Origin of the sequence: Streptomyces sp. H39-C1, assembly GCF_027158125.1 — a bacterium.
Lineage (GTDB): Bacteria > Actinomycetota > Actinomycetes > Streptomycetales > Streptomycetaceae > Actinacidiphila > Actinacidiphila fildesensis.
Genome location: NZ_JAPVLS010000068.1, coordinates 1 through 12697, shown reverse-complemented (window position 1 = coordinate 12697; position 12697 = coordinate 1). Strand labels below are relative to the sequence as shown.

Genomic DNA, 12697 nt, shown 5'->3' with positions numbered 1-12697 from the left:
CCGGCAGGTCCAGAACGTGGCGCATGGCTTCTGAAGGCCACAGCCCCTGGCCGCCGAGCTTCACCGACGTTTCTTCGCGCCCTTCGGACGGTACTTCCGGACCTATCGGCCGACCAGCGGCAGCGCTGGGAAGGTGTGGTCCTGCCAGATCAGGCGGGAGGTCTCCTCCGGGTAGGCGGTGACGGCCGGGCTTGTGTCGAAGAGCTGCACGAGGCGTTGCTCGGTGTCGTACGCGGGCCAGCCGGGGTCGCCGTGGGTGGCGAATGCCGTCCACGCGGCGCGCATGTGGGCGGAGAGCGCCTCTGCCTCCGGGGACGGGCTCTCACCGATCAGCAGGGCGGGCTGGCCGCGGTCCAGGTTGCCGAAGACGAGCGGCACGTCGAGGCCGTGGCAGGCGCCGAACGCACCGCCCATGCCCGGGGCGGACCAGGTCAGCTCGTAGACGTGGGCACGGCCGCCGCCGGCGGTCTGGGCCTGGGCCAGATGGAGGGTCGGCATACGGAACAGCCAGTCGGAGTGGACCAGTTCGTACAGCTCGTCCGGGCCGGCCGCCGGGAACCCGTCACGGTATCGGCGTGCGCCGTCCCCGTCGGGGGCGAAGATCTGCAGGGCAGCGGCCGCCTGATCCGGCGTCACCTGGCCGAGCAGGCCTTCGAGCACGGTGAGCAGCCGCTGCTCGTCGCGGGTGTGGCCGACGAGGAGTTCGATGTCCCGGGCGGCGCCGGCGGCCAGGGCCTGCCATGGCGTGACCGGCAGCGTGTCTCCGTCGACGACCGGCGAATACGGGATCGACCGGTGCGCGACCTGACCCCAGCGTTCCACCCACTGGGCCATCTTGGCGCCGACCGCATCGCCGGCGGCGGACAGCCGGGCCGGGGCCACCGTGGACAGATCCGCCACCGTGGGCCGCAGCCCCAGTTCGGTGGCGCAGGCGGTGGCGATGTCGGCGGCGAGCTCCGGCGAGAAGAACGTGCCCGGCACGCTCTGCGCGACGGCCCGGCCGAAGAGCCCGGCCGCACGCGGCATCGCCAGGAGCGCGGCGACGGATCCGCCGCCGGCCGACTCGCCGAAGACGGTGACGCGGTCCGGGTCGCCGCCGAAGGCCCGAATGTTGTCGCGCACCCACTCCAGAGCGGCGACCTGGTCCAGCAGGCCCCGGTTGGCGGGCGCCCCTTCGATCTGGCCGAACCCTTCAAGGCCCACACGGTAGTTGAACGTCACCACGACAACGGCACCGTCACGCGCCAGGCGGCCGCCGTCGTACTCGGGAAGACCGGACATGCCGACCGTGTAGGCGCCGCCCTGGATCCACACCATCACCGGCAGCCCCGCACCGGGGCCCGGCTCCGGTGACCAGACGTTGACCGTCAGCCAGTCGTCGCCCACCGCGTCCCGCGCCAGCGCGGCCATGCCCAAAGCGCCGCCCTGAGGGGGCGGCGGGCCGTACGACACAGCCGGCCGCACGCCGTCCCATCCCGGCACGGGCCGCGGCGCCGCGAACCGCAGCGAGCCGACCGGCGGCTCGGCGAACGGGATCCCGCGGAAGACCGCGACGCCCTCTTCCCGGCTGCCGCGCAGCGCCCCGGCCGCAGCGCGGACTTCGGGCTGGGACCCGGACGGCTCGGACGCGACAACATTCATCACAATTCCCTCGCTGGGCAGGTGGGGCGCGATCACAGCGGTTCGCCTCGGCCCGGGCACCAGGAATTCGCGTCGGCCCGGACACTCGGATCATCCCGCTGCACCACGATGCCCGCCAGCCATTTACGGACGGCCCGGACTTCCGGACCGGTCGACAGGGCTGCCATGCCGTAGAGGAATATCTGCGAGGCCACCCTGTCCGGACGGCGCTGTCGCCAGGCGGTCGTCGCCAGTGCGCGGTGCGCGGCCAGGTGATGCGCCAGGACGTCGTGACGACGTTGTGGGCCTGGCCGAAGTGCCGGTAGGCCGAGCGGAAGTCCCGCGCGGTCAGGGCCTGGTGCCCCTGCCGCATCGCGGACTCGTAGTTCGATTCGGACATGATTCCCCGTATTCCCCGTATTCCCCGTTTCTCCTGTGAACGCAGGGGATGACGGACCGCCGGACCGGGTCGGGTCACAGCCCCGCGATGAGCATGTCGAAGGCCTCGTCGAGAAGGTCGTCCAGATCGCGCGGGTCCACCCGGCCGTGGTTCTCCGCTGCCTGCAGTGCGGCGAAGGCCGCGCCGATCAGCAGCGAGGGGTACATGCCGGCGGACGGTGGCGGGCCGACGCGCTCGGCCACCTCCGCGGCCAGGGCCGCGATGGTGGCGTCCACCTGGTCCAGCCGCATCCGGGAGAACAGCTCCGGATGACGCCGGTAGAGCTCCTGCAGCAGCTCCCACTCCTCGGCCAGGTGCGCGAAGTCCGCCGCGCGCACCACCGCCTTGACGGTCTCGCGCACCGACACGGCCACTGCAAATCGGTATGGGTCCGCGCGGACCGACACTGACGGGCCGACGCATCACCCCGGCTCTCCGATGCGGGTTCCGGCGCCGGTCCGGCTGCTCCATGTAGCGAGCCGCGCACGAATCGGCTAACTTTCCTGCTAGTAGTCGTGGATCCGAAGTCTCAGCGCCCGCGGTTCGCACCGTGGGCGTCGTGCTGTGCGGCAATGTCCGAGGACCAGGGCGATCACCTCAACACGGGGGCACTGACAAGACAGTGCCCCGAGATCCTGGACAAGGGGACAAACATGGCCACCGGTATCGTGAAGTGGTTCAACGCGGAAAAGGGCTTCGGCTTCATCGAGCAGGACGGCGGCGGCCCGGACGTCTTCGCCCACTACTCCAACATCGCCGCCCAGGGCTTCCGTGAGCTCTTCGAGGGCCAGAAGGTCCAGTTCGACGTCACTCAGGGCCAGAAGGGCCCGCAGGCGGAGAACATCGTAGGAATCTGACCCACGTCTCGGCGCCCCGCACCGGTTCTCCTTTCCGGTGCGGGGCGCCCTGCCCCACCGATCCGGTGGGCAGCGCGCTGGGCAAGATCATGCGCGTGCTCCCGGAGCTGGTCGCCAACCCGGCGCAGGCCGTAAGAACGGTCACCGCGCTGGGCCCGGACTCCCAACCGGGCGGCCCCCAGCCCCGAAACCACGGCCGCGCTCGTCGAGTCCCGCGCCGCGCACCGCAGGCTGCGGCTCGGCTACCGGATGGGCCCCGACCGGGAACGGGTCATGGACGTCGACCCGTGGGCGGTCGTCGTGCGCCATGGCCGCTGGTATCTGCTGTGCTGGTCACACACGAAGAACGCGCGACGGGTCCTCCGCGTGGACCGGATCATCACCGTCGACGCCCTCGGCTCCGCCGGCGCCCCTCCGGACGGCCTCGACCCGGCGGAGGCGCTCGAGGAACATCTGGCCGAGGGCTGGAAGTACGAGGCGGAGCCGGGACCCAGCACGCCGCGCAGCTGCGCGGCTTCCTGCGGCGAGGCGACCACACCATGGCACCCGGCCCGGTCGGCCAGCCCTGTAGAAACGGCACTGGTCGCCCAGCCGGTCGACGATCTCCTCAGCTGCTCGGCGGCTGTCGAAATCCAGGGCAACGATGATCGGGTCGCTTGGCTGCACCGCGCCATTGTCGCCGGTCGCGCCGGTCGTCCCGCAGTCGGTCGTCTGCCGTGGGTCTCGTGCCCTGGATCTCGGCCGCGTGGGCCTGGACCTCCCGCCGTCAGCCCCTGGCGGGAGGTCCGTCATGCGCTGCCTGTCGTGTCAGGGCTGGGACGGCTTGCCCGCCGTACCGATCCACGTGTGGAACAACCTGTCCAGGTTCTTGCCGGACTGCCGCTCCGCGAGACGGATGAACCGCGCGGTGGTTCCGTGACCGTCGCGGTTGTCGGTTGCCCAGGTACGCAGGATCCGGAGGAACGTCTTGTCACCGACCGCATGGCGCAGCTTCTGCAGCGCCATGGCGCCGCGCGAGTACACGGGTGCTTCGAAGATGTGCTCCCCGCTGCCGGGGTCGGCGGGCGGGAACGACCACAGTTCGTCGTCCGCGGGAGTGGCGTACAGGTCGTCGAAGGTCTTCTGCGCGCTCTGGCCGCCGTGCTGCTCGTCGTAGAGCCATTCGGCGTAGGTCGCAAAGCCCTCGTTGAGCCAGATGTCCTTCCACGTGGTGAGGGAGACGGAGTCACCGAACCACTGGTGCGCGCTCTCATGGACCAGGGTGCTCAGGTCCGGCGCCCGGTCGTACACCGGCCGGGTCTGGGTCTCCAGCGCGTATCCGACCTTCGGCGCGTGGTCCACGATGGCTCCGGCGGCCCGGAAGGGATAGGGGCCGAAGACCTTGCTCTCCCAGTCCAGAACCGACGGAAGCTTCTTGAGTACGGGTGCCGAGGCGGCCGCCTCACGAGGGTCGACGGCGTTGTAGACCTTGAGGCCGCCCGGGGTGGTGTACTGCTCGACCTTGAACGTGCCCACGGTCGCGGTGGCCAGGTACGCGGCCATCGGCTCCGACTGCCGCCAGCGGAACGTGGTGCGTCCGCCGGAGGTCGTCTGCCCGAGGAAGACACCGTTGGCGACAGCGCTGCGCCCCTGAGGGACGGTGACGGTGAAGTCGTAGCTCGCCTTGTCCTTCGGGTGGTTGTTGGCGGGGAACCACGTCATGGCGCCCTGCGGCTCCCCGGCGACGAACGCTCCGTCGTCCGTGGGGATCCACCCGTCCAGGGAACCGTCCGGGTCGGTGACCGGCTCGGGTATGCCGGCGTACGTGACGACGGCACGGAACTCCCGGTCCTTGGCGATGGACTTCCTCGGGGTGACCACGAGTTCCTGTCCGTCACGGGAGAAGGCCGCGGTGGCCTGATCGACCGTGATGCTCGTGACCTTCAACCCGTTCAGATCCAGATTGAAGCGGCTCAGCTGTTGGGTGGAACGCGCGGTGATGACTGCCCGCCCGTCGAGATGGCGGGTCCCGGGGTCGTAGCCGAGGGTGAGGTCGTAGTGCTTCACGTGGTAGCCCCCGTTGCCCGCCAACGGGAAGTACGGGTCGTTCACACCGGGCGAGCCGGCGGTGCCGGCCGCCGCGGGCCCGGCAGCGGAGGCAAGGAGCGCCACGACGGCGATGGGGAGGCCTGCCGCGACAAGGGCTCCTCTCCGGCTGATGGCCGAGCGCCTGGTGGGCTGCTGCAGGGATGGCGTCACAAGTGCTCCTCTGAACGTGCCGGGATGACGGCGGTGTGCGGTGGCGAACCTCGTCTGGCCGTTACTGCGTTTGCTTCGTTCCGCAGGTGTCGCCACCTGTTAGTGATCAGTGTTGAGGGAAAGTCCCACGGGCACCAGCGAGCCCAGCAGACTGGCCCGCCCCCGGCCCCTCGACCCTGGCCCTGGCCCTGGCTCCGCCCGCCAAGGAACCACCCCTTGGCCGGTGTTCCGTCCGGCTCCCCAGCACTCCACCTGGCCATCGCCGAGGTGCGTGTGCCTGGTCGCTGGTCCCTTCGGGTGAGGCAACCCCCAACACGGCGCCTCCCACCACGCCTGCGGCAGCTCCTATCGGCCCCCGGTTCCTCGTCGATTCCCCGTAGGCCACGTGAGGGAACGCGCCCCGGCCCAGGGTGGGAGCCAACTCCCGGCGAGGGTTTCGCGGCCGCTATGCGTGCACCGGGAAGGACGCTTGGAAGGCGAATCGGCCGTCGGCGCCGTTGCCGATGTCCTCCAGCAGCCCTTCAAGCGCGAGGTACTCGTCCCAGCGCGGGCTGCCGGTTGCTCGGACCAGCCGCGAGATGATGAGGTCTTCGAGGTCTGGGACGCGCTTGTTCTTCCAGACCTTGTCGGCTGCGCTCACCAACAGGTCCTCGAGCGTGATATCGGGATCCGACCATGCCGCGTGCGTGCCGGCGAAGCGGGCTCGCTCCGGGACGAACCCGTGCGCCAAGAGCAGTTCCCTCCCCGCCTCTTCGTGCGACGAGCCGGGCCCGGACAGCTCAGCTATGTGCACCGTTTTGCCGATGTCATGCGTCGCCGCCCCGAAGAGAACAGCTTCGCGGTCGAGGGCGAGGCCGGGGCAGCGATGAACCACCCACTCGACCAGCTGACCTGCGACATCGTGGACAGCACGCAAATGGGCAGCCAACCGCGGCGGAGCGTTCAGGGACAGAAGCAGGTCTGCCACCGGCGGCGGGAGCGGTCGCAGTGGCGGGTCGGCAGAGTCGTGAAGAGCTCGGGAGAGGATGTCTGATGGTGCCATCGGGGCAGACTACTGAGATTCGAACGGACGGCGCCCCGTCCACAGGTCATATCCGGTTGACGGTGATCAGGGTGGTTGCTGTACTTCGCTGCTGTACCGACGACCGGAGCGGAGGGGTTCATGAGCGGCGGACTGCCCGAAAGCGTGGACCACGACATCGCCGAGGGCCGAACCATCGTCGCCATCAAGGGAATCTGCGACTCCCTGGGATGCTCCATCCGTGAGGCCGTGGACATCTACGCGGCAAGGCACGAGGAACTTCTGCGCGACCGCCCGACGATTTCACCGTCGGACCGGACGAACAGCTCACCCTGCCCGGAGTCTTCTCACCGACCGAACGCGAACAACTCGTCGCGGCAGCGGTCGACCGGATCGTGACGCCGTAACCCCTCGCCGGGAATGCGTCGGCCCGCCGGACTTGGTCCGGCGGGCCGAGGGTCGGGAACTCATCCCCGCGAGTGGCCTCTCCTCCTGGAGAGGCCACTCGCGGGTTCTGTTACTCCGGGGCTGTCACGTCCGATACCGCTTGGACGAGGCTCAAGGCCAGGGCGTCGAAGTTCTCCCGATGGAAACTCAACTTCACGTGGAAGTTCTCCGCCGCGAAGTATGTCCTGTCGATGAGGAAGACGGTGGCTGCCGCCGTGAGTGCCGCATGGATGGCGTGCAGCTCCCGCAGATCCAGGACGTAGTCGCGGGTGGCCTTGTGATCACCCGCGAGCCTGGTCGGCACCCTCACCGGAACGGCACCCGCGGACGGCGCCGCCGCCGACCGCCTGGCCCGGGCGCTTCGGCCGTCGTCCCCGTCCTCGCACACGTGAGACCGCCCTCCGCACCGCCGACCAGCACGACGTTCCCGAGTAACCTTGCGCCGTGACGATGCACAGAACTGCCGACGCGAGTGTTGAAGCGATGCTCGAGGACCTCAGGACACTCGTCGAAATCGAGTCTCCATCGCGCGACCTCAACGCCCTGACGGCATCGGCCAAAGCTGTCGCCGCCGTCATCGAGAGCCGCCTCGGCGGGGCGGCCGTCCTTGTCGAGAGCGAAGCGGGACCGCACGTCCACTGGTCGGCCGGCGGGGATCCCAAAGTGCTGATCCTCGGTCACCATGACACGGTGTTTCCGCTCGGCACCCTTGAACGCCGCCCGTTCAGGGTCGAAGACGGACACGCGACCGGCCCCGGAGTCTTCGACATGCTGGGCGGTCTGGTGCAGGCCGTTCACGGCCTGGCGACGCTCGATGACCGTTCAGGCGTCGAGATCCTGATGACCGCCGACGAAGAGGTCGGCTCCCGCTCCTCGCGCGCCCTCCTCGAAGAACGAGCCATCGCCTGCGGCGCCGTGCTGGTGCTCGAGGGCGCCGCTGACGGCGGCGCTCTGAAGACCGGCCGCAAAGGCTGCGGCACGTTCCACGTCACCATCACGGGACGGGCGTCGCACGCGGGCCTTGAGCCCGAAGCCGGCGTCAACGCCCTGATCGAAGCCTCCCACCAGGTCCTGGACATCGCGGCGCTCGGCCGACCCGGCATCGGCACGACCGTCACCCCGACCGTCGCTTCCGCGGGAACCCAGGACAACGTCGTTCCCGCGGAAGCGACCGTCCTCGTCGACGTCCGCGTCGAGTCGGCCGATGAGAAGGAACGCATCGAATCCGCCTTCGCGGCCCTCGCTCCGCATCTCGAAGGGGCCCGGATCACCGTTCAGGGAGCCGTCGGCCGACCCCCGATGCCCGAGTCGGCATCGACGCAGCTCTTCGCGCTGGCACAGCAGCTGCTTCCCGACCTCGTAGGCACGGCGGTCGGCGGCGGAAGCGACGGCAACTTCACCGCGGCCCTGGGCGTGCCGACACTCGACGGCCTCGGAGCAGTCGGCGGCGGCGCCCACGCCGACCACGAGTACCTGGTGATCGAAGCGATGGCCGAGCGGGCGCATCTTGTCGCCGGCCTGGTGAACGCGATCCAGAACGCGTAGAGGGGCATGCGGAGTGCGCGACCTGCCGCGGATCACGCGATCCGCGCGGGTCGCCGCTCGGAAGCATGAGGCGCGCTCACCCCCGCGGCAGCGGAACTGGGCGGCGCGGCCAGCGGCCTGCTCACCGCCGGCCCCGTCGCGCGCCATCTTCATGAGCTCGCCACCGCACTCCGCAACGCACCATGACGCCACGTTGACTCCCGTGACTGCCGTGACTCCCGATCGCCGGGCGAGTGCCGCATTCCAGAGATCGGGTCCATGGCCATGAATTGAAACGATATCGGCGGAGTGTGTCGACACGGTGGAGTACGCCCGATCGCACGGAAGCAAGCGCAGGCGAACGGTGGCAGTTGGGCCGCGTTCCGAGAACAGGGCCGGCAGGCGCAGGTCTCTGGACAACAACAACCATCTAGATTACGGGTGTTGACCCTGCCGATCGACCCGTAGGGATCAGGCCACCAGCCCATTCGACCCCGGGTTGCCGGGCTCAGGTCCCGCCGTGAGAGCGGCTGTCGAATCCCTGGACGGCATGGGGGTGGACGCCGTAGCATCCCGCCGAATGAATCGATTCATTCCTACGTGGGAGTAGCCATGCCGCTGGACGAGCCGTCCCCCTCCGGGCACGACCGACGCATGATTCTGAAATGGGGGCTCGGCGGAGCCGCACTCGCCGCGGCGGGATTCCCCGCTCTGACGGCCGCCTCCGCGAGCGCCGCACCGGCCGCAGGAACCGTGCTGCCCGTCGCCCTCACCGGTGCGCACTGGGTGTGGTTCCCGGAGGGCAGCCCGGCGAGTTCCGCCCCGACCGGTGACCGGTACTTCCGCCGGACGTTCACCATCCCGGCGGGCCCTGTCACCGAGGCGCAGTTCGTCGTCACCGGCGACGACACCGTGGACGTCTGGCTCAACGGCACTCCCCTGGCCTCCTCTCCCCGGGCCGCCGACTCCTGGGCCCAGGCGCTGTACGTCGACCTCCAGTCCGCACTGCTCCCGGGGGCGAACACCCTCGCGGTCGTGGCCCGCAACACCTCCACCGGTCCGGCCGGCCTCATCGGGCGGGTGCACGTCGTGGCCGGTGGCACCGGCGTAGACCTCGTCACGGACGGGGCCTGGAAGGCGTCGCAGACCCCGGCGGGTGACTGGGAGCAGCCCGGGTTCAACGACGCGTCCTGGCCTGCCGCCGCCGACCTCGGGGCCTACGGGTCGGGTCCGTGGGGAAGCCGCGTCGCCGCGCCCGACCCGGCGGCCGCCTCACCGCTGAGCGTCGCCTCGGCCACCACTGAGCGCCGCACCGACCCGCTCGGACTGGACGCCGCGCGGCCCAGGTTCGGTTGGAAACTCACCGGGGCCGGTGGGCAGGCGCAGGGCGCCTACCAGGTCATCGTCGCCACTTCCGGTGCGTTGGCCGATGCCGGTACCGGCGACGTCTGGGACAGCGGCCGCGCACCGAGCGGTCAGTCCGTCGATGTCGTGTACGGCGGCCCGACGCTGGCCTCGCGGACCCGCTACTACTGGCGGGTCAAGATATGGGACACCCAGGGACGCGTCAGCGGGTGGGGTGCCGTCCGGACCTTCGAGACCGGTCTGCTCGCCCCGGCCGCCGAGTGGAAGGGCGCTTTCATCGGGCAGCCGCTGTCCACCGCCGGACTGAGCGGCGCCACCTGGATCTGGTACCCGGAGGGCGACCCGGCCTCCGGCGTCCCGGCCGGGACCCGCTACTTCCGCAGGACCGTCAGCTTCACGGCCGCCCCGTCGTCCGCCACCCTCGTCGTCTCCGGCGACGACACCGCCACTGTGTGGGTCAACGGCACCCAGGTCAGTTCCGCCACCGCGTGGCAGCAGGCCTCCGTCGTCGACGTCACGAGCCGGCTGCACGCCGGATCCAACACCATCGCGGTGTCGACGCAGAACACCAGCCAGTCGCCGGCGGGCATGATCGCCCAACTGACCGCGACCGGCAGCCCGGTCGTCAACACCGACGCCACCTGGAAGGCCGCGCAGACGGGACCGGCCGGCTGGGAGCAGCCCGGCTTCAACGACTCCGCCTGGGTGCAGGCGAAAGCGGTGGCGGTGTATGGGGGCGGGCCCTGGGGATCCGGTGTGGCGATACCGCAGGCCAAGCCGTCCCCGCTGCTTCGCAAGGCGTTCACGGTCTCCAAGCCGGTGGCCACGGCACGGCTGTTCACGACGGCCCTGGGCCTGCACGAGACGCGGCTCAACGGTGCCAAGGTCGGCAACGACGCGCTCGCACCCGGTTGGACGGACTACTCCAAGCGCGTGCAGTACAAGGAGTACGACGTGACCGCCCAGATCGCGCAGGGCGCCAACGCGCTCGGCGCGTGGCTGGGCAACGGCTGGTACACCGGCCATATCGGCTGGCACGGGCCCCAGTTCTACGGTGCGCAGCCCTGGTACTCGGCGCAACTGCACCTGACCTACACCGACGGAACGACCTCGCTGGTGGCCACCGACAGCAGTTGGAAGTACGCGCCCGGCCCGATCCGGGTCGACGACCTGCAGATGGGCGAGGAGTACGACGCCCGGTCAGCCGTGGCGGGTTGGGACGGCGCCGGGTTCAACGACGCGGCCTGGAGCGCCGTCACGGTGCGCTCGGGTGCGCTCCCGAACCTGGTGTCGCAGGTCGACGAGGGGGTCCGGGTGCAGTACGACCGCGTCCCTGTCGCCCTCACCCAGCCGAAACCCGGTGTGTGGATCTTCGATCTCGGGCAGAACGCCACGGGCTGGGACCGGTTGCGGGTGTCGGGGCCCGCGGGCACCGTCGTGACGCTGCGGCACGGCGAGATCCTCAACGCGGACGGCACGCTCTACACCGACAACCTGCGGGTGGCGGGCCTGGGAACCGACCGGTACACCCTCGCGGGCACCGGGACGGAAACCTACGAGCCACGGTTCACCCTGCACGGGTACCGGTACGTCGAAGTGACCGGCTTCCCCGGCACCCCGACGACGTCCGCCCTCACCGGTCGCACCGCCTGGACGTCCGCCGCTCAACTGGGCACTCTGACCACGTCCAACGCGCTGCTCAACCAGGTGCAGCAGGCGATCGTATGGGGACAGCGGTCCAACATGCTCGCGGTCCCCACCGACTGCCCGAGCCGTAACGAACGGCTCGGCTGGACCGGTGACATCGCGGCCTTCGTCGATACCTCGACGTACAACATCGACATGTCGTCGTTCCTCAACAAGTACACCGACGACCTGACGGACGCCCAGCACGCCGACGGATCGTTCACGAACACCGCACCGGACACCCAGGACGGCTCGGGCGTCGCCGGCTGGGGGGACGCGGGCGTCATCGTCCCGTACACCCTGTGGCAGCGCACGGGTGATGTACGCGTCGTCGACGAGCACTTCGCCGCGATGGTCCGGTGGGTGGAGTACCTCCGGTCGACCGCCGACGCGAATCTGATCCGTGACCAGGGCGGTTTCGGGGACTGGCTCAACGTCAACGACGACACCGCCCGCAACGTCATCTCCACGGCGTTCTTCGCCTGGGCGGCTCGGCTGGTGTCGAGGATGGCGCGGGCCACCGGGCGCACCGCGGAGGCCACCACCTTCGGCACCCTCGCGGACCAGGTCGCCGCCGCTTTCACCAACTACTTCGTCGCGGCCAACGGAACGGTGTCCGGCAACACCCAGACCGGGTACGTGCTGGCGCTGGCCTTCGGACTGGTCCCGGAGAACCGGGTGCAGTCGCTGGTCGACCGGCTGGTCTCGAAGGTCGCCGCTTCCGGCGGCCATCTGTCCGTCGGATTCCTCGGGGTCAAGGACCTGCTGCCGGTCCTCACCGACCACGGCCGCGCCGACATCGCCTACCAGATCCTGCTCCAGCCCGGGTACCCCGGCTGGGGGTACATGATCAGCAGGGGCGCGACCACCATCTGGGAGCGCTGGGACGGCATCCGGACCGACGGCAGCCTCCAGGACGCCGGGATGAACTCGTTCAACCACTACGGGCTCGGCTCGGTCGGCGACTTCCTCTACCGCCAGGTCGGCGGCCTCGGCCCGGCGTCCCCCGGCTACCGGGCGCTGCTCGTCGCACCCCGGCCCGGCGGAGGGCTGACCTCGGCACGTGCCGCGTACGAGACGCCGTACGGTCAGGCGGTCAGCGACTGGTCCGTCTCCGGCGGGGTGTTCACCCTCAAGATCACCGTGCCCGCCGGTACGTCGGCGACCGTCCGGGTGCCGGCCGGCTCGGCGGCCGCGGTGACCGCACCCGCCCAGGCGGTGCCTTTCGGCTACGCCCAGGGCGCCGCGGCCTTCCGGCTTCCCGCCGGGAACCACACCTTCACCGCTCCGGCCTGAGTCCTGGTGTGAAGTCCTGGCACGAGCCCGGGCCTGAGCGCCGACGCGATGGGCGGAGGGACCTGTCCGGCGGCGCCTAGTGCTGAATTCCTCAACTTATGGGTATACACGGTGTGTTGAGGAGTGCGCTGGGGGTGGATGGTGCCGACATTGCTGCGGGCTCGGCCTGCTTCGGGTCCGGATGAGGCGTTGATGATCGACCGG

General features: G+C 70.1%; 9 protein-coding genes and 1 pseudogene. 5 read left to right on the top strand and 5 right to left on the bottom strand.

Features of this window, described 5'->3' with window-relative positions; translation table 11 throughout:
* Positions 1 to 102: 102 nt before the first annotated feature.
* On the bottom strand, positions 103 to 1641 hold the full coding sequence (locus O3W51_RS34020) for a carboxylesterase/lipase family protein (protein WP_269288238.1): 1539 nt from the start codon (positions 1639 to 1641) through the stop codon (positions 103 to 105).
* Between the two features lie 453 nt (positions 1642 to 2094).
* Positions 2095 to 2433: an acyl-CoA-like ligand-binding transcription factor gene (locus O3W51_RS34015; protein WP_138352061.1), complete on the bottom strand. Its 339-nt coding sequence runs from the start codon at positions 2431 to 2433 to the stop codon at positions 2095 to 2097.
* A 279-nt stretch (positions 2434 to 2712) separates the two neighbouring features.
* Here O3W51_RS34015 and O3W51_RS34010 point away from each other — a divergent pair, with 279 nt between their 5' ends.
* Together O3W51_RS34010 and O3W51_RS49010 are read left to right on the top strand one after the other, a co-directional pair.
* A complete protein-coding gene (locus O3W51_RS34010) occupies positions 2713 to 2916 on the top strand; it encodes a cold-shock protein (RefSeq protein WP_138352062.1) in 204 nt (67 codons plus the stop codon).
* A 204-nt stretch (positions 2917 to 3120) separates the two neighbouring features.
* A pseudogene (locus tag O3W51_RS49010) lies at positions 3121 to 3291 on the top strand (WYL domain-containing protein); the annotation flags it as partial.
* A gap of 432 nt (positions 3292 to 3723) precedes the next feature.
* Here the strand turns inward: O3W51_RS49010 and O3W51_RS34005 are convergent.
* Together O3W51_RS34005 and O3W51_RS34000 are read right to left on the bottom strand one after the other, a co-directional pair.
* The gene (locus O3W51_RS34005; protein ID WP_138352063.1) at positions 3724 to 5154 is read right to left on the bottom strand and encodes a M1 family metallopeptidase; all 1431 of its coding nucleotides are present in this window, start codon (positions 5152 to 5154) and stop codon (positions 3724 to 3726) included.
* Between the two features lie 445 nt (positions 5155 to 5599).
* Complete coding sequence (locus tag O3W51_RS34000; protein WP_138352064.1) at positions 5600 to 6196, bottom strand: HD domain-containing protein; 597 nt, start codon at positions 6194 to 6196, stop codon at positions 5600 to 5602.
* Positions 6197 to 6316: 120 nt separating this feature from the next.
* Between O3W51_RS34000 and O3W51_RS49005 the strand changes: the two genes are divergently transcribed.
* Entirely contained in the window at positions 6317 to 6574 is a 258-nt protein-coding gene (locus tag O3W51_RS49005) for a hypothetical protein (RefSeq protein ID WP_164293109.1), read from the top strand.
* 118 nt (positions 6575 to 6692) lie between these two features.
* Here O3W51_RS49005 and O3W51_RS33990 read toward each other — a convergent pair whose 3' ends face one another.
* Positions 6693 to 6932 carry a hypothetical protein gene (locus tag O3W51_RS33990; protein WP_138352065.1) on the bottom strand — a complete coding sequence of 80 codons (240 nt, stop codon included), beginning with the start codon at positions 6930 to 6932 and terminating at the stop codon, positions 6693 to 6695.
* Positions 6933 to 7072: 140 nt separating this feature from the next.
* On the opposite strand from O3W51_RS33990, the gene O3W51_RS33985 reads away from it, so the two are divergent.
* Positions 7073 to 8167, top strand: a complete 1095-nt coding sequence (locus O3W51_RS33985; RefSeq protein WP_138352108.1) for a M20 family metallopeptidase — start codon at positions 7073 to 7075, stop codon at positions 8165 to 8167.
* 633 nt (positions 8168 to 8800) lie between these two features.
* Complete coding sequence (locus O3W51_RS33980; protein WP_269288237.1) at positions 8801 to 12493, top strand: family 78 glycoside hydrolase catalytic domain; 3693 nt, start codon at positions 8801 to 8803, stop codon at positions 12491 to 12493.
* The last annotated feature ends 204 nt before the right edge of the window (positions 12494 to 12697 follow it).